This is a genomic window from Roseococcus sp. GW821-FHT12F05, assembly GCF_058806835.1.
In genome coordinates, this window is the sequence record NZ_JBXAQB010000002.1 from 68,379 (window position 1) to 89,327 (window position 20,949).

Annotated in this window: 21 protein-coding genes; 5 read left to right on the forward strand and 16 right to left on the reverse strand. The window is 68.2% G+C overall.

Features of this window, described 5'->3' with window-relative positions:
- Position 1 precedes the first annotated feature (1 nt).
- The 4 genes from AC1ROY_RS05070 to AC1ROY_RS05085 are packed head-to-tail and all read right to left on the reverse strand — an operon-like array spanning position 2 to position 2,821.
- Positions 2–1,420, reverse strand: a complete 1,419-nt coding sequence (locus AC1ROY_RS05070; RefSeq protein WP_493147509.1) for a M20 family metallopeptidase — start codon at positions 1,418–1,420, stop codon at positions 2–4.
- Between the two features lie 2 nt (positions 1,421–1,422).
- On the reverse strand, positions 1,423–1,983 hold the full coding sequence (locus AC1ROY_RS05075; RefSeq protein ID WP_493147510.1) for a glutathione S-transferase family protein: 561 nt from the start codon (positions 1,981–1,983) through the stop codon (positions 1,423–1,425).
- A 37-nt stretch (positions 1,984–2,020) separates the two neighbouring features.
- The gene (locus AC1ROY_RS05080; RefSeq protein ID WP_493147511.1) at positions 2,021–2,482 is read right to left on the reverse strand and encodes an MmcB family DNA repair protein; all 462 of its coding nucleotides are present in this window, start codon (positions 2,480–2,482) and stop codon (positions 2,021–2,023) included.
- A 57-nt stretch (positions 2,483–2,539) separates the two neighbouring features.
- Positions 2,540–2,821 carry a 4a-hydroxytetrahydrobiopterin dehydratase gene (locus tag AC1ROY_RS05085; RefSeq protein ID WP_493147512.1) on the reverse strand — a complete coding sequence of 94 codons (282 nt, stop codon included), beginning with the start codon at positions 2,819–2,821 and terminating at the stop codon, positions 2,540–2,542.
- 123 nt (positions 2,822–2,944) lie between these two features.
- On the opposite strand from AC1ROY_RS05085, the gene AC1ROY_RS05090 reads away from it, so the two are divergent.
- Complete coding sequence (locus AC1ROY_RS05090; RefSeq protein WP_493147513.1) at positions 2,945–3,247, forward strand: metallopeptidase family protein; 303 nt, start codon at positions 2,945–2,947, stop codon at positions 3,245–3,247.
- A 22-nt stretch (positions 3,248–3,269) separates the two neighbouring features.
- Here the strand turns inward: AC1ROY_RS05090 and AC1ROY_RS05095 are convergent, their stop codons facing one another.
- The 7 genes from AC1ROY_RS05095 to AC1ROY_RS05125 all read right to left on the reverse strand — a co-directional run bounded on the left by AC1ROY_RS05095 (position 3,270) and on the right by AC1ROY_RS05125 (position 9,091).
- Complete coding sequence (locus tag AC1ROY_RS05095) at positions 3,270–4,223, reverse strand: Bug family tripartite tricarboxylate transporter substrate binding protein (RefSeq protein WP_493147514.1); 954 nt, start codon at positions 4,221–4,223, stop codon at positions 3,270–3,272.
- Positions 4,224–4,347: 124 nt separating this feature from the next.
- Positions 4,348–5,094, reverse strand: coding sequence for a hypothetical protein (locus AC1ROY_RS05100; protein ID WP_493147515.1), 747 nt, complete (start codon positions 5,092–5,094; stop codon positions 4,348–4,350).
- 66 nt (positions 5,095–5,160) lie between these two features.
- Positions 5,161–5,595, reverse strand: a complete 435-nt coding sequence (locus AC1ROY_RS05105) for a YnfA family protein (protein ID WP_493148353.1) — start codon at positions 5,593–5,595, stop codon at positions 5,161–5,163.
- Positions 5,487–6,635, reverse strand: a complete 1,149-nt coding sequence (locus tag AC1ROY_RS05110) for a DegT/DnrJ/EryC1/StrS family aminotransferase (protein WP_493147516.1) — start codon at positions 6,633–6,635, stop codon at positions 5,487–5,489. Before AC1ROY_RS05110 ends, AC1ROY_RS05105 begins: the two co-directional genes overlap by 109 nt.
- A gap of 20 nt (positions 6,636–6,655) precedes the next feature.
- On the reverse strand, positions 6,656–7,675 hold the full coding sequence (locus AC1ROY_RS05115) for an NAD-dependent epimerase/dehydratase family protein (protein ID WP_493148354.1): 1,020 nt from the start codon (positions 7,673–7,675) through the stop codon (positions 6,656–6,658).
- Positions 7,676–7,769: 94 nt separating this feature from the next.
- On the reverse strand, positions 7,770–8,747 hold the full coding sequence (locus AC1ROY_RS05120) for a potassium channel family protein (RefSeq protein ID WP_493147517.1): 978 nt from the start codon (positions 8,745–8,747) through the stop codon (positions 7,770–7,772).
- Positions 8,744–9,091 (reverse strand): RidA family protein, encoded by a 348-nt coding sequence (locus AC1ROY_RS05125; protein ID WP_493147518.1) that lies wholly within the window; start codon positions 9,089–9,091, stop codon positions 8,744–8,746. Before AC1ROY_RS05125 ends, AC1ROY_RS05120 begins: the two co-directional genes overlap by 4 nt.
- A 179-nt stretch (positions 9,092–9,270) precedes the next feature.
- On the opposite strand from AC1ROY_RS05125, the gene AC1ROY_RS05130 reads away from it, so the two are divergent.
- Entirely contained in the window at positions 9,271–10,389 is a 1,119-nt protein-coding gene (locus AC1ROY_RS05130) for a glycosyltransferase family 61 protein (RefSeq protein ID WP_493147519.1), read from the forward strand.
- A 115-nt stretch (positions 10,390–10,504) separates the two neighbouring features.
- On the opposite strand, the gene AC1ROY_RS05135 is transcribed toward AC1ROY_RS05130, so the two are convergent.
- The gene (locus AC1ROY_RS05135; protein ID WP_493147520.1) at positions 10,505–10,990 is read right to left on the reverse strand and encodes a hypothetical protein; all 486 of its coding nucleotides are present in this window, start codon (positions 10,988–10,990) and stop codon (positions 10,505–10,507) included.
- A 451-nt stretch (positions 10,991–11,441) separates the two neighbouring features.
- Between AC1ROY_RS05135 and AC1ROY_RS05140 the strand changes: the two genes are divergently transcribed.
- A complete protein-coding gene (locus tag AC1ROY_RS05140; RefSeq protein ID WP_493147521.1) occupies positions 11,442–12,593 on the forward strand; it encodes a hypothetical protein in 1,152 nt (383 codons plus the stop codon).
- Between the two features lies 1 nt (position 12,594).
- On the opposite strand, the gene dnaE is transcribed toward AC1ROY_RS05140, so the two are convergent.
- Both dnaE and AC1ROY_RS05150 read right to left on the reverse strand, forming a co-directional pair.
- Positions 12,595–16,020, reverse strand: coding sequence for a DNA polymerase III subunit alpha (dnaE, locus tag AC1ROY_RS05145; RefSeq protein WP_493147522.1), 3,426 nt, complete (start codon positions 16,018–16,020; stop codon positions 12,595–12,597).
- A 77-nt stretch (positions 16,021–16,097) separates the two neighbouring features.
- Positions 16,098–16,718: a hypothetical protein gene (locus AC1ROY_RS05150; RefSeq protein ID WP_493147523.1), complete on the reverse strand. Its 621-nt coding sequence runs from the start codon at positions 16,716–16,718 to the stop codon at positions 16,098–16,100.
- 174 nt (positions 16,719–16,892) lie between these two features.
- Between AC1ROY_RS05150 and AC1ROY_RS05155 the strand changes: the two genes are divergently transcribed.
- Positions 16,893–17,888 carry a DUF4238 domain-containing protein gene (locus AC1ROY_RS05155; RefSeq protein WP_493147524.1) on the forward strand — a complete coding sequence of 332 codons (996 nt, stop codon included), beginning with the start codon at positions 16,893–16,895 and terminating at the stop codon, positions 17,886–17,888.
- A 192-nt stretch (positions 17,889–18,080) separates the two neighbouring features.
- Here the strand turns inward: AC1ROY_RS05155 and AC1ROY_RS05160 are convergent, their stop codons facing one another.
- Together AC1ROY_RS05160 and AC1ROY_RS05165 are read right to left on the reverse strand one after the other, a co-directional pair.
- Entirely contained in the window at positions 18,081–19,520 is a 1,440-nt protein-coding gene (locus AC1ROY_RS05160; protein ID WP_493147525.1) for an NAD-dependent succinate-semialdehyde dehydrogenase, read from the reverse strand.
- Positions 19,521–19,586: 66 nt separating this feature from the next.
- Positions 19,587–19,979: a VOC family protein gene (locus tag AC1ROY_RS05165; protein WP_493147526.1), complete on the reverse strand. Its 393-nt coding sequence runs from the start codon at positions 19,977–19,979 to the stop codon at positions 19,587–19,589.
- Positions 19,980–20,103: 124 nt separating this feature from the next.
- Here AC1ROY_RS05165 and AC1ROY_RS05170 point away from each other — a divergent pair, with 124 nt between their 5' ends.
- Positions 20,104–20,910 carry an arylamine N-acetyltransferase family protein gene (locus AC1ROY_RS05170; protein ID WP_493147527.1) on the forward strand — a complete coding sequence of 269 codons (807 nt, stop codon included), beginning with the start codon at positions 20,104–20,106 and terminating at the stop codon, positions 20,908–20,910.
- Positions 20,911–20,949: the final 39 nt, after the last annotated feature.

A 20,949-nucleotide genomic window follows, 5' to 3' on the forward strand; every position in this document is an offset into this window, starting at 1 on the left:
CTCAGATGGCGAGCGACATGCCGATGGGCGGCTTGGCGTCCTCCGGCAGCGGGCACTGGTAAGGCCCGCCGGCGCGCGCCGCGTGGTCGGCCTTGGCCGCCGCGATGATCGCGGGGTTGGCCAGCGCGTCCACCGCCGTGCCGGCCATCACCTTGGCCACATGCACCATGCCCTTATGGGCATGCGGCAGCTTGCCCTGCGCCGTCGCCTGCCAGGAGTGCAGCGGCGTGCCGATGGCATGCGTGGCGCCACGCGCCTGCACGGTCGGCACCTTCCAGGAGACGTCGCCCACATCGGTGCTGCCCACCATCGGCGCGCGCTTGGAATCGAGCGGCACGATGGCGTCGGTCAGCGGCGATTCGATCACCGGCATGCCCATCTTGCGGAAGGCGGAGGAGATGTCCTCCGGCGAGAGCGTCTCCTGGAACTTCGCGGCGGCCTCGCGGTCCGCGGCGTCGAAGGGCGGCGGGCCGAGGCGGTCGAGATTGTCCTGCATCAGCTTCTCGAGCGGGTCGTTGCCGAGCAGGTTGGAGACGGCGGAGATCACCTGCGTCGTCACCGTCGTGCCCGTCATCAGCGCCGCGCCGTCGGCGATTTTCCGCACGCGCTCGACCAGCGGCTTCAGCGTGGCCACGTCGGCCGCGCGGATGAGGTAGCGCACCTTCGCCTTGGCCTGCACCACGTTGGGCGCCACGCCGCCGGCATCGAGATAGGCGTAGTGGATGCGGCTCTCGGAGGGGATGTGCTCGCGCAGGTAGTTCACGCCGACGGACATGAGCTCCACGGCATCGAGCGCGCTGCGGCCGAGATGGGGCGAGGCCGCGGCATGGCTGGCGCGGCCGTGGAAGGTGAAATCGATGCGCGTGTTGGCGAGGCTGATCGGCTCGTTCACGCCGGCGAAGGAGGCGGGGTGCCAGGAGATGGCGATGTCCACGTCGTCGAAGAGGCCGGCGCGGGCCATGAAGCCTTTCGCCGCGCCGCCCTCTTCCGCGGGGCAGCCGTAGTAGCGCACGCGGCCCTTGAGGCCGTTGGCGGCCAGGTAGTCCTTCACCGCGGTCGCCGCGAGCAGGGAGGCCGCGCCCAGCAGGTTGTGGCCGCAGGCATGGCCGTTGCCGTCGCCGGGGACGGGCTTGTGCTCGGCGACGCCCGCCTCGTTGGAGAGGCCGGGCAGCGCGTCAAACTCGCCGAGGATGGCGATGATGGGGCCGTCCTCGCCCGCCTCGCCCATCATGGCGGTGGGGATGCCGGCAAGGTTTTCGGTGACCCGGAAGCCCTCGGCATTGAGGTAGGCGGTGTGCTCCGCGGCCGAGCGGGTCTCGGCATAGGCGAGCTCGGGCATGCCCCAGACGCGGTCGGAGAGCTCGATGGCGGCGTCCTGCTTGGCCTCGACGTGGCGCCAGACGGGTTCGCTGTTCTGCATGGTCAGATTCCTGAGATGGGCGGAAGCGTGTCCGCGAAAGCCGGCCGCGCGGTGGCGGCGTCGTACCATTGGGCCAGTCTGTCCCGTCCCTCGCGCCAGCGGAAGACGGTGTGGCGGCGCTCGCAATAGCCCAGCGCGCAGGCGAGGGCCACGCCTTCGGGCGTGAAGGGGTCGTAATGCCGGGGGTCGGTGGCGTCGAGGATGCGGGAGGCGCGGGTGTGCTCCAGCGCGTGGAATTTTTGCGAGCGCTCCTCGGGTGGGCGGCGGAGGTCGCGATTCCAGACGGCGATGCCCTCGAGCAGGGAGAGCGCCTGGCCGAGGCGGCCGCGCGCGGGGGCGTCGGCCGGCAGCCAGCCGAGATGGGCGAGGATGAGGGGCACCTCCACCAGCACGTGGTCGCCGTCGCGCAGCGTGGGGACGCGGCCGGGCGGGCTGTGTTCCAGCAAGGGCGAGGCCGGGTCGCGCAGGGGGACCGTGATCTCCTCGACCGGGAAGGCGCGGTCGCGCATCAGGACGCGGATGATCCGGGCGAAGGGGCTGCCCGGCGAGATGTACAGGATCATGCTTCCTCCGGGCGACAGGTTCGCCCGGGGCGGCGCCTCAGTCCAGCCGCAGGGCCGCGCGGCGCTCGGTCAGCCCGACCGGGTCCGTCAGGCCCGCGAGTCGCGTGGCGGCGAGGGTGGCGAAGCGGTGCATCAGCGCCTTGCGCCGGGCCGGGGCGAGCGGATGCGCCGGCGCCTCGCGGATATGGGCGGCCTCCCAGCCGTCGCTGACGATCACGCCGACATCCTCGGGCAGCAGCGCCTGGGGAAAGTCGAGGTCGACGGCGAAGTGCAGCTCGTCCGAGAAGCCGCGGTAGTCCTGCCACTTGGCGTCGCAGAGGTAGTCACGCGCGCAGGACTTCACCTCGATGATGACGAAGCCGCCATCCGGCCGCAGCGCCAGGATGTCGGCGCGGCGCCCGTCGGGCAGCGGCACCTCCGGCAGCGGCGACCAGGCGCGGGCGAGGCAGTAGCGCATGGCGGCGCGGGTGGTGGAGAGCGTGCGTGCGGCGGCGTCCATGGCGCGATGTTCGCGCGGGCCGCCGCCGAGAACAAGAGGGGAACTAGCCCCGGCGGCTCACAGCAGCGAATCGATGGCGGTCGCCAGCTTGATATCCTTGTCCGAGATGCCGCCGACGTCGTGGGTGGTCAGCGTGATCCTGACCCTGTTGTAACTGTTCGACCATTCCGGATGGTGGCCATGCGCTTCCGCCAGGAGCGCAACGCGCGAGATGAAGCCCCAGGCCTGCACGAAATCACGGAAGCGGAACTTGCGTTCGATGACATTCTTGCCGTCGTCGAAGCGCCAATCCGGCAGTTCCTCGGCTACGGCTTGCGCCGCATTGTTCAGTTTTTCCATCCGTTCCTCCCGGCCCCATCTTCAGAGCATGCAATGACATATACAACACCACCCGATCTCGATGACATTCTCAAGATGGCGGAACACGCATTCCGTGCGATTCCGATGGAGCTTCGCAAGAAATTGGACGGAATCACCTTCGCCGTCGAGGAGACGCCGGATGACGCGCTGGTCGAGGAGATGGGCCTGGAAAGCCCATGGGACCTGACCGGCCTCTACCGGGGCACGCCGCTGACCCGAAAATCCGTGCTCGACGCGCCGACCGAGCCGGACACCATCCTCCTCTTCCGCGAGCCCATCCTGCTGGAGTGGATCGAGACGGGCGTGGACCTTTCCCGCCTGGTCCGGAACGTGCTGATCCATGAGATCGGCCATCATTTCGGCTTCTCGGACGAGGACATCGAAAGGCTGGAGAACGAGGGCTGAGGCCGGGAAGGCGGTGCGGCCCCTAGCCCGGCTGGATGCCGGAGAGCAGCGGCCGCCAGCGCGCCACCTCGGTATTGATCATCGCGGTGAACTCCGCGCCCACGCCGCCGAGCGGCACCGTGCCTTGCTGGCTCAGCCGCGCGCGCAGCTCGGGACTCGCCATCGCCGCCCGGAAGGATTCGGCGAGCTTCGCCAGCACCGGATCCGGCGTGCCCCTGGGGGCTACCAGCGCCGAGGTGGAGCCGTTCTCCAGCCCGGGGAGGCCGGCCTCGGCGGCGGTCGGCACCTCCGGCAGCAGCGCCAGCCGCTCCGGCGCCGCCACGGCCAGCGCCTTCAGCGTGCCGGCACGGACATGCTCGATGACGATCGGCGTCGCCTCGGCGGTCAGCGAGACCTGGCCCGCGATCACCGCCTGCACGCTGGCCGCGCCGCTGCGGAAATGCACCGGCAGGAGCTGCACGCGCCCGAGGTGCTGCAGCAGGATCTGCGTGAGATGCGGGCTGCTGCCCGCCCCCGCCGTGCCCCAGCTCAGCGCCTCCGGCCGCGCGCCGGCGGCCGCGAGCATGCCCTTCAGGTCGTTCCCCGGCGTGGAGGCGTGCGCCACGACCACATGCGGCGTGCTGGCCGCCAGCACCACCGGAGCGAAGTCGGTCAGCGGGTCGTAGGTCATCCGCGGATAGATCGCCGGGTTCACGGAAAACATGGCGAGCGAGGCCATCAGCAGCGTGTACCCGTCGGGCGCCGCGCGGGCCGTGTACTCGCCGGCGATGTTGCCGTTGGCGCCCGTGCGATTCTCGACCACGACCGCGGCGCCCAGCTCGGCCGAGGCCCGCTCAGCCAGGATTCGCCCCACGAGATCGGTGATGCCGCCCGCGCCGAACGGAATCACCAGCTTCACCGGCCGCGCGGGAAAGCCCTGCGCCCAGGCCGGAGACGCCGCGAGCGCCCCCAGCATCACCCTTCGTCCCAGTTTCATCGCCGAATTCCCTGATCTCGGCGACCGGATTTCCTCGGAGCAATCTCAACACAACAAACGCGGCAAGGCGAGGCTCCGCCTCGCGCTCCGCCGCGGGTCCGTGGCGGCCCCCCGGCCCCCGCCGTCAATGGGCGCGGTTGGGATACTGCATCGCCAGGACCTCGGCGCCGTCCGCGCCGGCCGACAGGGACAGGGGGGCGTCGTTGGGCGCGACGAAGATCAGGGAGAGCGGCGGCAGATCGCCCTCCGGCCCCGACAGCGCGCCGGCCACGACCATCCAGAACTGCCCGCGGCCGGCCGACGGGTCCGGCCCCGACAGCGCAGCGCCCGGCGGCAGGAAGTGGCGCCAGGCGCCCAGGCCGTCCGCGCGCGGCGCCAGCATCTCCTCCACCCGGGCCGGGGCGAAGCCCGCGCGCACCGCCGGCTCGGTCGTCGTCTGCCAGGGGCGCCGACCCCGCACGGCCTTCAGCTCCGGCGTGGATTCCGGCACGTAGCGCGCGCCGGGATCGTAGCTGTTGCGCAGCGTGAAGTAGTGCAGCCCCTCCTCGCCTGCCGCGATCGGCCCGTAGGCCGTGTGCGCGTTGGTGTAGTGCACCGTCACCGGCTCGACCGCGTGCCGCCCCAGCGTCCCGCCGCCGGCCACCACCACCTGGAACTGGTCCGCCTGATGGAAATGCGCCTGCACCACCGAGCCCGGCGGCTGCTCCACCAGGAAGGCCATGGGGTAGAGCGCGCCCGGCTCCGGCAGGGGCGTGTCCGGCCCGCGCACCATCCAGTTGCTGCCGATGAAGGTCGTCGTGTGGATCGGCACGCCATTGGCGTTCACCGGACGCCGCAAGGGCCGCACGGCCTCGCTCGATGCTGCGATCATGTCCATTCCTCCAGACCCGCAGGCTAGGGGCGCGGAGGACTCGCCGCAAGAATTGTTCCGGACAATTCAGCCGGCGCGCAGCGCGCCCAGCACGATCACACCGGCGCCCACCAGGCAGAGCGCCGCGCCGCCGAGGTCCCAGGCCGTCGGCCGAAACCCTTCAACCGCCATCAGCCAGACCAGCGAGGCCGCGACATAGACGCCGCCATAGGCCGCGAAGGCGCGGCCTGCCGCATCGCCCGGCGCCAGCGTCAGCAGCCAGGCGAAGAGGATCAGCGACACGACGCCCGCGGCCAGCCACCAGACGCTCGCCCCCTGCCGCAGCGCGGCCCAGAAGGCGAAGCACCCCGCGATCTCGGCGGCCGCAGCCAGCGGGAAGACGAGGACCGGAGTCAGAGCTGCCGGAGCGCGAGGCAGACCCGCGCGACCTGCTCGTCGGTCATCTCCGGGAACATCGGAAGGGAAAACACCTCCTGTGCCACCCGCGCCGTCTCCGCGCAGCCCGCCGGGCCGAGCGGCACGCGCCCCTCATAGGCCGGCTGGGTGTGCACCGGCATCGGATAGTGGATGCCCGTGCCGATCCCCAGCGCCTTCAGCTTCGACATGAAGGCGTCGCGCGCGGGATGCCGCAGCACGTAGAGATGGAAGACGTGGTGGCCGCCCTCGCGCCGCGCCGGCTGTGACAGCGAGGTGCCGGAGAGCGCCGCGTCATAGGCGTCGGCGATCTCGCGCCGGCGGTCGTTCTGCCGGTCGAGATGCTGCAGCTTCACGCGCAGGATGGCCGCCTGGACTTCATCCAATCTGGAATTGACGCCCTGCATGTCGCTGATATAGCGCCGCTTCCAGCCATACTGCCGGATCGCCGCGATGCGGGCCGCGAGCTCGGCATCCGGCGTGGCCAGGATGCCGCCATCGCCCAGCGCGCCCAGGTTCTTGGTCGGATAGAGGCTGAAGGCCGCCGCATGGCCGATCGTGCCCAGTTTCCAGCCATCCAGCTCCGCGCCATGGGCCTGTGCGCAATCCTCGATCAGCGCCACGCCGGCCGCATCGCAAGCCTCCTTGATCGGGACCAGATCCACCGGCTGGCCGTAGATATGCACGGGGATCACCGCGCGGATCGGCGGCAGGCCCGGCGGCGGATCGGCCAGCACCGAGGCCAGCTCGTCCGGGTCCATGGTGTAGGTGTCGGGGTCGATGTCGATCAGCAGCGGGGTCGCGCCCGTCATCTCGATGGCGGCGACGGTCGCGACGGCGGTGTGGCTCACCGTGACCACGGTGCTGCCCTCGCCGATGCCCATGCCGCGCAGGATGAGCATGATGGCGTCCGTGCCGTTGGCGCAGCCCACGGCGTGCATCTGCGGCGCGCCGGGCTTGTTGCCGAGCCAGGCAGCGAATTCCTTCTCGAAGGCCTCGCCCTCCTGTCCCAGGATGTACCAGCCCGAGGCCAGTGCGCGCGCCACGGCCGCGTCGATCTCCGGCTGGAGCGCGCGGTAGCCCGCGCCGGGGTCGGCGAAAGGCAGCATGGGGAGGGGTGCGTTCATCTCTCGTATCCTTCCCTGGGTCAGGCCTTCGCGGCCTGATCGAGGTCAACGTAGTCGCTCATGCGCTCGCGATACCAGTCGAGGCTGGCCCGCAGGCCCTCCTCCAGCGAGAAGAGCGGCGCCCAGCCGGTCGCGGCGCGGAAGGCGCCGTCGTCGGCGTGATAGCTGCCGATGTCGATCGGCGCGCGGTCGGCGGGGAATTCCCGGGTGGTGAAGCTGCCCTTCCCGCCATTGGCGAGGATCACCAGCCCGGCCAGGTCGCGCAGCGAGATGGGCGGCGAGCCGCCGAGGTTGAAGACCTGACCGGCCACCGCGGGCTGGCCGGCCTGCTCGGCCGCCACGAGGAAGGCGCGCGTCACGTCGTCCACATAGGTGAGGTCGCGCAGCTGGTCGCCGCCCCAGACCTCGAAGGGATCGCCCTCCAGCAGCCGGCGCATCCAGATGCCGAGGAAGGTCTGCCGCGCGTCGGCGATGCGCAGGCGCGGGCCGTAGCAGTTGGTCAGCCGCAGCGAGACCACGGGGCGGTGCAGCACCCGGTTCTCCAGCATCCAGTACTGCTCGCCCGCCCATTTGGAGACGCCGTTGGCATCGGGCGGGTTCACCGGGTGGAGCTCGTTCACCGGCAGCGCGATCGGCCTTCCGTAGAACTGGCGCGTCGAGGCATGGATCACCGCCGCCTGTGGCGCCGCGGCGCGCATCACCTGCACGAGCCGCACCTGCGCCACCGCATTGATGGCGATGTCGGCCACCGGGTCCTTCTGGCCGCCCATGTGGCTGGTCTGCGCCGCCATGTTGAACAGCACGTCCACCTTGTCGCAGAGGCTGTGCAGCTCGGTGTCCCTGATGTCGCCGCGCACCAGCAGGACGCCGGCGCCCTCGAGATTGGCCGGGTTCGCGCCGCCGTCCGGCAGCATGGCGTCGAGCGCCGTCACGCGCGCGCCGAGCGCGGCCAGCGCGTGGCACAGGTTGCTGCCGAGGAAACCCGCGCCTCCCGTCACCAGCACCCGCTTGCGCCGCCAGAACCCTGGATCACCCAACATCGCCGTCACCGGATATCCCGCCTTTTCGTCATGCTCTTGTCGCCGCGCAATGCGGCGGAATCACGCCAACCCCATGGCTGTCCTGCCTTGGCCGTCAATGCTCCGGCGCGCGGCTGCGCGGCGGATCCAAGCCCTCGCCGGCGCTCGGCCGATCCGGCGCGTGGCTTCGCATGATCTCCGCAAAGCCGAAGAGCAGCAGAAGTTGCCCCAGGATCATCTGGATCGCGGCCAGCAGCCGGATGCCGTCATCCACCGGCTGGATGTCGCCATAGCCCACCGTGGAGAGGGTGACGATGCTGAAATGCAGCGCATCCGAGAAGGAGATCTCGTCCGGCCGGCCCATCAGCAGGAAGATGTGCCGCGCGGAGAAGCCGTCGGCGATGCGGTAGACGCAGCCGAAGGCCACCGCCAGCAGGGCGAAGAGGCTGACATAGGTCGCGATCGGCACCGCGAGCACCTGAACCCGGCGGCTGACCTGGCGCATGATCGCCGAGACGTCCACCAGCAGCCGCACGATGGGCCCGACCGAGGTGGCGGTGAAGACCGCGAGGACCGCCATCGCCGCCAGCAGCACGACCGCCTGCCAGCCGGGCGACGCCCGGTTGACCGGCAGAGAGAGGCAGAGCGCGCCGACCACCGACATCCGCACCATCCAGCGCAGGATGCGCGGGAAATGCCGCAGGTCGGCGCCCTGGTTCGCGGAGGCCACCGCCTGCAGCGCGTGCCGGCGGACCACGCAGGCCAGCACGAAGGCGAGCACCGGCAGCAGGAAGCCCACGCTGCGCGACCAGTCGGGCGCGTCGGGAAAGGCCGCGCGGCCGATCACCACGAAGAGGCAGACATAGATCGCCAGCCCGTTCGCGAGGCCCAGCGCGAAGAGCAGCCCCTGCGGAAACATCACGTGCAGCAGGCCGAGCGCCAGGCTCGCGATCAGCAGGGCCGCCGCCGCGAAGGCCCAGCCCTGGTCCGAGACGCCGAGCGCCACCAGCAGCATGAAGGCGAGGGTCAGCCCCGTGGCCAGAAGCGCCTGCCGGCGGGCGGCGCGCCTCGCGGCTCCCCTGGGCGGGGTCACGGCAAGGCCGCGATGCCCGTGATCTCGACCTTCCAGCTCGGGTCCACCAGCGGCGCCTGGATGGTCATGCGCGCGGGCTTGTTGAAGGGGTCGAGCCACTTGTCCCAGGCACGGTTCATCGCCGGCGCGTCCCGGATATCGGCCAGGATGATCTGGACGCTCAGCAGGTACTCCTTGCTGGTGCCGGCGACGGCCAGCAGCGCGTCGATCTGCCGCAGCACATCCGCCGTCTGCCCCTGGGTGTCCAGGCTCGTGTCGTCCGCGACCTGCCCGGCGAGGTAGACCAGGTTGCCATGCACCACCACGCCGGAGAGACGCTCCTCCTCCGCCAGCCTCAGGATCATCGCCTCGTCTCCCTGTCCCGTCGGCGCGGGCTGCGCCGGAGCTTCCAAAGGGGGCGGAAGCTAACCGACGATTCCCCGCAGGTCAGCCGTCACCTGGCCCCGAAAGCCCGGAAACCGTCGCTTGACAGTCATTCCCCGCGAAACCGAGCATGCAGCATGCGTTTTCACGGCGATCCCCCATGACGGAGTCATCCGTCGCCCAGGTCTTCCAGGCTGCAGAATACGCCGAGATCTGCGAGCGCGTCGCGGCGGAGGAACTGCTGGAGCCCGGCGACCTCTACTACGTCGCCTGCGATCCCTATGCGCTGCCGCTGCGGGAACCCGCCATCTACACCCGGGGGGATAGGCCGGCGGCCGCGACCAAGGCGCGGATGCCCGAGATGCACATCGCCAAGCTGCACGGCACGCTGGTGTGCCCCGGCCAGGTCCTGATCCATTCCGACCGGGAAACCCTGCTGGTGGATTCCTTCCGCCGCGGGGCGCGCCAGAACAACAGCCTCGTCGACCTCGGGCCGAATCGCTACGGCTCGCCCACGGAGCTCAGGCCACGGGAGGTGCTGAGGGGCCGCTACTTCTACCTCGACGGTCGGCATGGCCGGCATTTCGGCCATTTCCTCACCGAGGTGCTGCCGCGGCTCTGGGCCGCCGAGTTCCTCGATCTCGGCGGCATGCAGCTGCTGATGAAGGAGCGGCACTTCCAGCTCTGGATGCTCGAGTACCTGCGCGCCTTCGGCTTCGGCCCGGACCGGCTGACGCTGTTCCGGGATCCCGTGCAATGCGAGGAGCTGGTGATCGCGCGGCAGGGCTGCGTGCTCGGCGGGTACTTCCATCCGCTCGCGCAGCCGCTCTCGCGCCGGCTGGCGGAGTTCCATGGCGGCCCTGCGGACGGACCGAGGCGGATCTACCTCTCGCGGCGGGGCATCACGCAGCGCCGCCTCGTGAACGAGGAGCAGATCGAGGCGATCGCGCAGCGGGCGGGCTTCACGCCGATCCGGCCGGAGACGCTTCCCGTCGGCGAGCAGATCCGCCTCTTCGCCGGCGCGACGCACCTCGTCTGGCCGGTCGGCAGCAACGGCTACAATGCGCTCTTCGCGCGGTGCGACCCGCGGAAGCTCGTGCTGCGGCCGGCCACCTTCCGCAACCGCGTGGACGTGAACCTGAATGCCGCCATCGGCGGGGAAGTCTCCTTCGTCGAGGGTGAGCAGACAGACCCGTCGGAGCTCCCGATGATGGGGAGCTGGCATCTCGATCCCGACTTCTTCGCGGAATCCTTGGCGGACTGGCTGAGCCGGGGCTGAGGTTCAAAGCCGTCCTGCAATAGCCGCAGCGATGAGGCAGCGATGGATTTTTCGTCCTGAAAGCGCGGCCTTGGCTCAGATGTGCCAAATGCCCGCCGAAGGTGGTTATGGGCAGCTACAATCGCGCCAATATCCGCTCGCATGCGGTCAATAGGTTTCCTTGAGAGCGTGCATCGATCAGTTCGATCGCCTGATCTCGTGAAATGCTCCTGCCATATGCCTTGCTAAACCAATCCTGCATGTCCTTGACCTGATCGTTGGCTGGGGTCGGGGCCGGGGATGCTGCCGTTTCCGATTTACCCATTGGAAATGTAGGTTCCGATGCTGAAGCGACCACGGTTGCGAATGCTCCACGGGTATTTTGTTTGATCGCAACCAATTGTTCTCGGATGTCGAGGAACAATGCGAGAATAGCTGCTGCGGGAAGTGCGATCAGGAAGCCCACAATGGCGCCTCCGAGCCCGGCAGCCACGTTGAAATTCCCATATGGCAGGCCCACCGCGCTTCCGGTCAAAATGAAGGCGACGAAAGGAATTCCCAAAACCATCAATCCCAACACGAGGTTGGCGATCGCGATCAAAACCCCCCGGATTCCCGACATGCTTTTCCTCCCGAAAATGGTAACTTTCGGTTAATGTATCAAGCAGAAAAATTTCAGGAAAGAAATTCGATTATCTGTCTTTTGCCCTGAACTTCTCTCCACGCGCCATGCCCGAAAGCAGCTTCATCGCCTGATGCAGGCGAGACGTTCCAGCCGCCCGGCCAGCCGGCTCCAGCACACAAAGATCATTCACCAATATCCAAGTATTTTCAGGCGGCATATTTTAATATATGATGTCGCATTGAAAACGAGAATTTCGGCAGGGCGACGCCTGATGCCGAACCTGGGGAGCGTCGTGAGCGCGATGTCCGAAGAGCGGATATCGCCAGCCTCATCTCCATCGGGCCGTTCGATGCCATGCGCCGGACCAGAGCCGCGCCTCGAAACATTTGCCTTACGCCCTCGCCTTGCCGATGGGGGCCGCCTCAACACCACAGAGAGGATCCTTCCGATGGCGCCTCTACCTCCCATGCCGCTCTTTCCGCCGCCGCCTTCGCTGAAGTTCGCGCAGGACACCAAGCTCCAGGCCGCCGTGAAGGCGGCCGTCGATGCGCTTGCCGCCGCGCGCGGCGGTGCCGCGCCGGCCTTCCGCGTCGCCATCATCGACCTGGGCGACGAGAAGCCCGGCAACACGCTGAACTTCGGCGCCTACAACGGCGACACCGTCGACTTCATCGCGAGCGAGGCCAAGATCATCGCGCTCTATGCCGCCTTCGCGCTGCGCGACATGGTGGAGCGCTTCGCCGCGGGCCTCGCCCTGCGAACGCTGGTCGCACAGGGGATCCAGGCCTTCGGCGGCCGGAAGGCGCCGCCCAGCCCGGACCTCTTCACCGCGCTGCGGACCGAGCTGGACGCGCACATCCTCGCCGCCGCCGATGGGGCCCTCCGCGCGCTCCCCCGCAGCGAGCTCCTGCCGGACTACAAGGCCATGTTCGAGGTGCCGCCCGGCGGCGTGCCGGCCTTCAAGACCTCGTTCCGCGGCGCCATGCGGCAGATGATCGTGCCGAGCAGCAACAGCGGCGCCAGCACCGTGATCATGAGCGTGGGCTACGCCTATATCAGCGGCGCCATGAAGGCGGCCCAGCTCTTCGTGGGCGGCAAGGGACCGTGGCTGTCGGCGGACTTCGCCGGCCACTACCACGCGCTGATCCAGAGCACGAACGACAACGCGGTGGGCCAGGCGGGCACCGCGCTCTCCATGGCGAAGCTCTTCGCGATCCTCATGACCGGAGGCGTCCCCATCCGCGCCGATGCCTTCACCGACATGCAGACGCTCCTGGCGGATGCGGTGGACGGTCCCGATACCCCGCTGCTGACGCGCAGCCCGGCGCAGGGCTTCACGGATCCGGCCGACAGCGATCGGACGAAGTCGCGGCTGCGCATCCTGCGCAAGACGGAGCTCACCCACATCAAGCTCGGGCAGGAATGGCTGAAGCCGAAGAATGGCGGCTTCACCGTGTGGTCGGAGGCCTTCCGGCTCAAGGATCTCTACAAGGCGGGCAAGACCTATGCCGTGTCCTATCAGAACCTGCTGACGGATTTCGTGTCGGTGCCGGACATGGCCTTCGTCATCCGGCGCGCGATCCAGGACTACGAGAAGTAGGTCAGACCTCCTCCACGCTCGCCACGCCGGAGAGCAGCTTCATCGCCTGCATGATGCGCGGCGAGACGTTCCAGCCGCCCGGCAGGGTGATCTCCACCTCCTGCCCCGGCGCCAGCTTCGGCACGAGGCTGACGCGGCCCTTGCCCTTCCCGTCGCGCTCCAGGAGCTTGCGGATATCGGGCACGGCGGTCGCGGCATCGAGGAAGATGCGCATCCCCTGCCCCACGCCGGCCGCCGCCTTCTCCAGGCTCTCGATGTCCTGGGCGGTGAGGCGCAGGGCCTCGCCCTCCAGCCGGGCATCGGCCGTGATGAGCACGGCCGTCCCCTCCTCCATCAGCTCGCGCGAGCGGTTCAGCACCTCGCTGAAGAAGGTCACCTCGAAGCTGCCGGTCTGGTCGGAGAGGCTGAGCCAGGCCATGCGGCTGCCGGTGCGCGTGTTGCGCTCCTTGCGGGCCGTCACCGTGCCGGCGAGCTTCAGGCGCGTGCCGCCGGCCCGGGCGCGCTCGGCGATCAGGGCGGAGGGCGTCGCGTCCAGCCGGCGCAGCGCGCCCTTGTACTCGTCCAGCGGATGGGCGGAGAGGTGGAAGCCCACCGCCTCGGCCTCGAAGGCGAGCTTGTCCAGCGTCGGCCATTCCGGCGCTTCGGGCAGGCGCAGGATGGGCGGGCCCTGCTCGACCGCGCCGAAGAGGCCGATCTGGTTGCTGGCGCGGTCTTCGGCCGTGGCCTGGGCGCGGCGCAGGACGGTCTCCGCACCCAGCGTCAGGCGCGCCCGGTTGCCCTCCAGACTGTCGAAGGCACCCGCCTTGGCAAGGTTCTCCAGCTGCATCTTGTTGAGCAGCCGCGGGTCCACGCGCTCGGCGAAATCGGCGAGGCTCTTGAAAGCGCCGGTCTCGCGTCTGTTGGCGACGAGCTCGCGCATCGCCTGCATGCCGACGCGCTTCACCGCGGCGAGCGCGAAGCGGATGGCCGCGCCGTTCTCCGTCTCCTCGATGGCGAATTCGGCGCCGCTCTTGTTGATGTCGGGCGGCAGCACCTTGATCTTGAGGCGGCTGGCCTCCTGCATGTGCGAGGCGAGCTTGTCGGTCTTGTCGAGGTCGAGCGACATCGACGCCGCGAGGAAGGCCACCGGATGGTTCGCCTTCAGCCAGGCCGTGTGATAGGCGACCAGCGCATAGGCCGCCGCGTGCGACTTGTTGAAGCCGTAGTTGGCGAATTTTTCCATCAGGTCGAAGACCTCGCCGGCCTTCTCGGCGGGCACGCCGTTCTTCGCCGCGCCCTCGCAGAAGATGGCGCGCTGCTGCGCCATCTCGGCCATGTTCTTCTTGCCCATGGCGCGGCGCAGGAGGTCGGCGCCGCCGAGCGAGTACCCCGCCATCACCTGCGAGATCTGCATCACCTGCTCCTGGTAGACCATGATGCCGTAGGTCTCGCCGAGGATGTCCTGGATGGAGGGGTGCGGCGCCTCCCACTTCTCGCCGTGCTTGCGCGCGCAATAGGCGGGGATGTTCTCCATCGGGCCCGGGCGGTAGAGCGAGACGGCGGCGATCAGGTCCTCGAAGCGGTCGGGGCGCATGGAACGCAGGCAGTCGCGCATGCCCTGACCTTCGAACTGGAACACGCCCGCCGCGTCGCCGCGCGCCAGCATCTCGTAGGTTCTCTGGTCGTCGAGCGGGAGCGCGGCGAGATCGATCTCGATGCCCTGCGCCCTGAGCAGCTCCACCGCGCGCTGCAGCACCGTGAGCGTCTTGAGGCCGAGGAAGTCGAACTTCACCAGGCTCGCCTGCTCGACATACTTCATGGAGTACTGGGTGATGAGCGAGGGCGAGCGCGGGTCGCGGTAGATCGAGGTGATGTCGATCAGCGGCCGCCGCCCGATCACCACGCCGGCGGCATGGGTCGAGGCGTTGCGGTACAGCCCCTCCACCTGCAGCGCGACCTCCAGGAGGCGGGCGATGTTCTCGTCGGTCTCCTGCATCTCCTGCAGGCGCGGCTCGCCCTTGATGGCGTCGCCGAGCGAGACGGGATTGGCGGGGTTGTTGGGGATCAGGCTCGCGATCTTGTCGACCTGGCCGTAGGGCATGCCGAGCACGCGGCCCACGTCGCGCACCGCGGCCTTGGCCTGGAGCTTGCCGAAGGTGATGATCTGCGCGACGCGCTCGGCGCCGTATTCGCGGCGGACGTAGTCGATCACCTCGTCGCGGCGGTCCTGGCAGAAGTCGATGTCGAAGTCGGGCATCGAGACGCGCTCGGGGTTGAGGAAGCGCTCGAAGAGCAGGCCGAAGCGCAGCGGGTCGAGGTCGGTGATGGCCAGCGCCCAGGCGGCCACCGAGCCCGCGCCCGAGCCGCGGCCGGGGCCCACCGGGATGCCCTGCTGCTTCGCCCATTGGATGAAGTCGGCGACGATGAGGAAGTAGCCGGAAAAGCCCATCTTATCGATGACGCCGAGCTCGTATTCCAGGCGCTCGGCATGGACCGGCGGCACGCCTTCGGGGAAGCGCTTGGCGAGGCCCTCGCGGGCCATCACGGCGACGGTTTCCGTCTCGGTGCTGCCCGGATGGACCTTGGGGCAGATGGGCAGCTCGGGCTTTTTCGACTCCGCCATGACGGAGCACATGCGCGCGATGGCGAGCGTGTTGTCGCAGGCTTCGGGCAGGTCGGCGAAGAGGGCGCGCATCTCGGCGGCCGGCTTGAACCAGTGATGCGCGGTGACGCGGCGGCGATCGGCCTCGGCGACGAGGCGGCCCTCGGCGATGCAGAGCAGCGCGTCGTGCGCGAGGTGCATTTCCGCCTTCGCGAAGTAGACGTCGTTGGTGGCGACGATGGGCAGCGCGGCCTCGTCGGCGAGGCGCAGCAGGCCGGGCTCGATGGCCTGCTGGCGCTCGGTCTGGTGGCGCATGAGTTCGACGGCGAGGCGGTCGGGGAAGGCCTCGCGGAGGGCGTGGAGGAAGGTTTTTGCGGCGTCGCGCCGGCCCTCGACGATGAGGCGGGAGAGCGGGCCGTGGTCGCCGCCGGTCATGAGGAAGATGCCGGGGGCGTTGTCCAGGAGCTGGCGCAGGGTCAGCGCGGGCTTGCCGGAGATGTCGTCGTTCAGCCAGCCTAGGGAGGAGAGGCGCTGGAGGTTGATCCAGCCCTCGGGGTCCATGGCGAGGGCGGTGACGCAGTCCGCGCCGTTGCGCAGGGCCTCGGGGCGCTCCTCGCCCGTCGCGGCGCGGGAGAGCCAGAGCTGGCAGCCCATGATGGGCTGGACGCCCTTGCCGGAGCAGTACTGCGCGAATTCGAGGGCGCCGAAGAGATTGGCGGTGTCGGTGAGGGCGACGGCGGGCATGCCGGCTTCGAGGGCCAGGGCCGGGAGCTTGTCGGCCTTGATGGCGCCTTCGGAGAGGGAATAGCTGGAGTGGGTGTGGAGGTGGATGAAGGACTCGGGCATCCGCTCATCCTAGCAAAAGGAAGATCGAGGGGCTCTGTCCCCCTGTCCTTCTTCCAACGCGCTTCCCCACATGTCGATCAATGCGCTTGTCCAGCACCAACCAACGATCGTGGATCGGAGGTGAACACCCTCGATGAAAGCAGCAAGGTGGCTGACGAAACGTCGCTCGAAGCAGCCGCCGGACGATGGGCGGGACGTGTCCTTTGCCCTGCGTATTGGAAGTGCAGCATGATCAGGCCAAATATGGCTGCCGCAGCGGCGGCCACGAACCAGGCCCAGGCTTGGCTTCCCGCGCCGGGATAAGGACGGCTTACCGCAGGATTGGCTCGATCGTAGAAAACCTGCGTGCGGGCGTACTGGATCTGCTCGGGCCGAAAAATCTGTGACGATTGCCTATGCGTATAGCGGTAGGTTTCTCCATCCACGGTGTATTCCCAAGTGGCGGAATAGGAGATCGTGGGTGGGCTTGGGATGTGCGTATGACGGTCATCCCCGCCTTGGGCGCTCGAGTGGATGCCTTGAAGCTCCGCCTGATATACAGCGTTTTCCGCGGCGTCGCGCTGACCTACATAGCCTGGGTCCAGAACCTTAGCCTGGATCGGTACAAGGCGGCGCGTGAGACCCCTTTCCCTAAACCAGAGAACAAGTGCTCTGACGAGCAGAGTGAGCGCCAAAAGGAACGAGATGGCGGCACCCATGGGTGATCTCTCCTCGTATGGTTCTGGTGCACGGGGCAAGTAAGAGCATAATTCTCGGGCATTTTTCCGATATATGATCTAGAATGCAACCTGTCATGAAGACCGGAGCGATTCACGGGATCACGGCAGGACCATCACTGCGAGGTTTTCGGCAGCCTGCTAAAGTGTCGGAAGATGACCCATCGGATCACCCTCGACGACCTTCCGGTCTCGCTGCCTTCGGCGCAAAGGAAGGTCCGGCACCACATCATCGGATGCGAGTACCTCTCCGGCTTTTGCACGGGATCGGAGGAAGCACGCGACGTCCGGCGAGATGGCGTCCTCTGGATCCATCACCTTCGTAGCGGAAAGTCGCGCCCCTCGAACCTGGAGGGCGCCCCTATGGAGCGGGACCTCTATACGTTCACTGATGCGGATAGAACTAAGCGAGACGACGTCGAGAACGCCTTCGCGCGCACAGAGGCTGATGCTGGAGAACTGACGCGGCGCCTCGCAGCCGGTGGCGACATTTCGATAGAGGAAAAGTTTCGATACGCGGCGTTCGTGGCAAATATGATCATTCGAACCAAGGCGTTCCACGCTCGGTTGACCGAGACGCTCCGGCACGACTTCGGCCTCACGGCGGTCCGCCCCGAGCACCTCCACTGCTACGCGCTGATGCACATGCTGAAGCTCGGCCAGATCATCTTCCACATGTCCTGGAGCATCATCAGGACGTCCGGCATCGCGAGATTCCTCACCTCCGATAACCCAGTCTCGATCGCCCTGCTCCAGTTGCCGGGCGTCCCGGACTTCAACTGTTCCATCCTCGATCAACGCACGACGCTTACATTGCCCCTCGCGAAAAATGCTTGCCTCGTGGCCGAGTGGCACGACCCGCCTGCTGCGTTTCTGACGTTGGACGCCGATCACCCGCTGATCAGCACGTTAAACCTGAAGCGCATCGCCTCAGCTCACGACAACATCTTCGCGCCGGAACAGTCTGTCTTCCCCAAGCCGGACGACGCAGGGGCCTTGAGGCTTCTTCACCCCCAGCCATCTTTTCTGATTCAGGGCGACATTGAACTCCTTCCGCCACAGGGATTGAGGCTACCAGAAGTCTTCGACCTAATGGTTCAGTTGATGTTTGTGATGCGTGACGCCGATCTCCCTACCGAACCAATCCGGTGATGACCGAAGCGGCAAGACTTGGCGACCTGAGGCGAATGAATAGAGTTCTTCGCTCGCTCGAGAGCGCCAGAAGGCCCCGTTCGCCGGCTCGACCGCATAACGGGCGGCAGGGTCGCCCCATAGTCCAAGGTCCAGGGCCAAAAGCCCTGGCGGGGAGAGTTTGAGAGGGGCAGAGCCCCTCTCAACACAACATCAAAGTCCGAACTGGCTCACGAACTTGGTGTTCAGATAGGCGTCGATCGCCTCGGACCCGCCCTCGGTCCCGTACCCGCTGTCGCGCACGCCGCCGAACGGCACTTCGGGCAGCGCCAGGCCGAGGTGGTTGATCGTCATCATGCCGACCTCCACGCCCGCCGCCAGCGTCTGCGCCGTCTTGCCCGATGTGGTGAAGGCGTAGCTGGCGAGGCCGAAGGGCAGCCGGTTCGCCTCGCCGATGACCTCGTCCATCGTCTTGAACGAGCGCATCAGCGCCACCGGGCCGAAAGGCTCCTCGTTCATCGCGCGCATGTCGGTGGTGGCGCCGGCCACGACCGTCGGCTCGAAGAAGTAGCCCTTGTTGCCGATGCGGTTGCCGCCCGTGGTGATCTCGGCGCCCTTGCTGCGGGCGTCGGCGATCAGCGTCTCCATCACGGGCACGCGGCGCTCATTGGCCATCGGGCCCATGGTCGTGCCCTCGACCAGGCCGTCGCCGACCTTGATGCCCTTGGCATGCGCGGTGAAGCTGGAGACGAACTGGTCGTAGACCTTCTCCTGCACCAGGAAGCGCGTGGGGCTCACGCAGACCTGGCCGGCATTGCGGAACTTCGCCATGGCCAGCGTCTTGGCCGCGAGCTCCACGTCGGCGTCGTCGAAGACCATCGCCGGCGCATGGCCGCCGAGCTCCATGGTGACGCGCTTCATGTGCTGGCCCGCCATCGCCGCCAGCATCTTCCCGACCGGGGTGGAGCCCGTGAAGGTCACCTTCCGGATGGTCGGATGGGCGATGAGGTAGGAGCTGATCTCGCTGGGAACGCCGTAGACGAGGCCGATCACGTCCCCGGGAACGCCCGCATCGAGGAAGCACTTGATGAGCTCGGCCGGCGAGGCCGGCGTCTCCTCGGGCGCCTTCACGATGATGGCGCAGCCGGCCGCGAGCGCCGCGGAGAGCTTGCGCACCACCTGGTTGATCGGGAAGTTCCAGGGCGTGAAGGCCGCGACGACGCCGATCGGCTCCTTGATGGCGAGCTGGTAGATGCCCTCGCCGCGGGCCGGGATCACCTGGCCGTAGGTGCGGCGGGATTCCTCGGCGAACCAGTCGATGACGTCGGCACCCGCGAGCACCTCGCCCTTGGACTGGTCGAGCGGCTTGCCCTGCTCCAGCGTCATCAGGCGGGCGATGGAATCGGCGCGGCTGCGCAGCAGGTCGGCCGCCTTGCGCATGAGCTTGGAGCGGTCATAGGCGCTGACCTTGCGCCACTTGGCGAAGCCGCGCTCCGCGGCCTCCAGCGCCGCGTCCAGGTCCTTGATGGAGGCGTGGGCGACGGTGCCCACCACATCCTCATTCGCGGGGTTGAGCACGTCGATGCGCCTGCCGCCCTCGGCATCGCGCCACTCGCCGGCGATGTGGAGCTGGACGTTGGGGTATTCGGCCATGTGGGGGTTTCTCCGTTCCTCGATGCGAGGGTGGCTCAGGCTGAGATGAGTTGCAATGCGTTCGCATCAAGCCTCGACCGGATCATGGCAGCAGATGCATAGCTTGTTGCCGTCGGGATCGCGGACATAGGCACCGTAATAGTGAGGGTGGTATTGCGGCCGCAGGCCGGGCGCGCCCTCGTCGGCACCGCCGTTCGCGAGCGCCAGGGCGTGGCAGCGGTCGACGGTCGGGCGATCCGGCGCCAGGAGCGCGATCATCGCGCCGTTGCCGGGCGCGGGCGCCTGCCCGTCGAAGGGCCGGCCGACGAGGAAGAGCGGGCGCGGCACGCCCTCGTGGATCCAGCCGGCCCAGTCCTCCTCCCAGAACTTCAGCACCAGGCCGAGCTCCGCCATCAGCGGCCCGTAGAAGGCGACCGCGCGATCCAGGTCGGCGGTGCCGAGATGCGTGTGGGAGATCATGCAGTGCAGCATAGACACATCGCGCCGGCGCCCGACAAACAACCATCGAAGCGCCCCATCTGGCGGGGCAGGCCGGCTTCGTGGTCATCTCCGCCACCCCGCCCACGATAGGAGCCCGACCGAGATGGCGCAGCCCCTGGACCTCGATGCCTACCTCGCCCGCATCGGATACACCGGCCCCCGCGCGCCGACCTACGACACCCTCGCCGGCCTCCTCCGCGCCCACCTGGCCAGCATCCCCTTCGAAGGGTTCGACGTCCTGCTCGGCCGCCCCATCCGCCTCGACCTGGAAGGCCTGCAAGCCAAGATCGTCACCGCCCGCCGCGGCGGATACTGCTTCGAGCATGCGAGCCTCCTGCACGCCGCCCTCGAGGCGATCGGCTTCGCGCCCGTCCGGCACGCCTCCCGCATCCTGCTCTTCGAGCCGCGCCACACGAGCGGGCGCCAGCACCTGTTCCTCACCGTCGCCGTCGGCGGCGCCACCTATGTGATCGATCCCGGCTTCGGCCCCTTCGCGAGCTCCCTCCCCATCCCCGTCGACGGCACGCCCGTCCCGGCGGGCGCGCCCACGCACCGCTTCGTCCGTGAAGGCAGCGACTGGTTCCTCCGGATCCCCCGCGACGGCGAAGAGGTCCCGGGCTGGGTCTCCAGCCTGGAGGAGGAATTTCCGATCGATGTCGAGATGATGAACCACTACGTCGCCACCCATCCGGGCTCCTACTTCGCGCACAATATCCTCGCCAGCGCCGTCACCCCCGAAGGCCGCGTCAGCATCCGGAACCAGGACGTCCACATCCACCGCAACGGCGTGGTCGAGACCCTGCAGCTGGCCGACCGCGCGGCCCTGCGCGCGCTCGTCGCGGAGCATTTCGGCTTCGACCTCCCCGAGCTCGAGACGATGCGCGTGGACGGCGTGCCCGGCTGGCACTAGCGCTGGCGGGCGGCGCCGCTCGGGACTAGCTTCCGGGGC

Excerpts from the sequence above, each read along its gene's own strand:
- dnaE (WP_493147522.1), bottom strand. The coding sequence starts at position 16,020 with ATGCCCGAGTCCTTCATCCACCTCCACACCCACTCCAGCTATTCCCTC.
- AC1ROY_RS05160 (WP_493147525.1), bottom strand. The coding sequence starts at position 19,520 with ATGGCCGAATACCCCAACGTCCAGCTCCACATCGCCGGCGAGTGGCGC.
- AC1ROY_RS05165 (WP_493147526.1), bottom strand. The coding sequence starts at position 19,979 with ATGATCTCCCACACGCATCTCGGCACCGCCGACCTGGATCGCGCGGTC.
- AC1ROY_RS05140 (WP_493147521.1), top strand. The coding sequence starts at position 11,442 with ATGGCGCCTCTACCTCCCATGCCGCTCTTTCCGCCGCCGCCTTCGCTG.
- AC1ROY_RS05150 (WP_493147523.1), bottom strand. The coding sequence starts at position 16,718 with ATGGGTGCCGCCATCTCGTTCCTTTTGGCGCTCACTCTGCTCGTCAGA.
- AC1ROY_RS05115 (WP_493148354.1), bottom strand. The coding sequence starts at position 7,675 with ATGTTGGGTGATCCAGGGTTCTGGCGGCGCAAGCGGGTGCTGGTGACG.
- AC1ROY_RS05155 (WP_493147524.1), top strand. The coding sequence starts at position 16,893 with ATGACCCATCGGATCACCCTCGACGACCTTCCGGTCTCGCTGCCTTCG.
- AC1ROY_RS05095 (WP_493147514.1), bottom strand. The coding sequence starts at position 4,223 with ATGAAACTGGGACGAAGGGTGATGCTGGGGGCGCTCGCGGCGTCTCCG.
- AC1ROY_RS05170 (WP_493147527.1), top strand. The coding sequence starts at position 20,104 with ATGGCGCAGCCCCTGGACCTCGATGCCTACCTCGCCCGCATCGGATAC.
- AC1ROY_RS05100 (WP_493147515.1), bottom strand. The coding sequence starts at position 5,094 with ATGATCGCAGCATCGAGCGAGGCCGTGCGGCCCTTGCGGCGTCCGGTG.
- AC1ROY_RS05075 (WP_493147510.1), bottom strand. The coding sequence starts at position 1,983 with ATGATCCTGTACATCTCGCCGGGCAGCCCCTTCGCCCGGATCATCCGC.
- AC1ROY_RS05125 (WP_493147518.1), bottom strand. The coding sequence starts at position 9,091 with ATGATCCTGAGGCTGGCGGAGGAGGAGCGTCTCTCCGGCGTGGTGGTG.
- AC1ROY_RS05135 (WP_493147520.1), bottom strand. The coding sequence starts at position 10,990 with ATGTCGGGAATCCGGGGGGTTTTGATCGCGATCGCCAACCTCGTGTTG.
- AC1ROY_RS05130 (WP_493147519.1), top strand. The coding sequence starts at position 9,271 with ATGACGGAGTCATCCGTCGCCCAGGTCTTCCAGGCTGCAGAATACGCC.
- AC1ROY_RS05080 (WP_493147511.1), bottom strand. The coding sequence starts at position 2,482 with ATGGACGCCGCCGCACGCACGCTCTCCACCACCCGCGCCGCCATGCGC.
- AC1ROY_RS05110 (WP_493147516.1), bottom strand. The coding sequence starts at position 6,635 with ATGAACGCACCCCTCCCCATGCTGCCTTTCGCCGACCCCGGCGCGGGC.
- AC1ROY_RS05085 (WP_493147512.1), bottom strand. The coding sequence starts at position 2,821 with ATGGAAAAACTGAACAATGCGGCGCAAGCCGTAGCCGAGGAACTGCCG.
- AC1ROY_RS05070 (WP_493147509.1), bottom strand. The coding sequence starts at position 1,420 with ATGCAGAACAGCGAACCCGTCTGGCGCCACGTCGAGGCCAAGCAGGAC.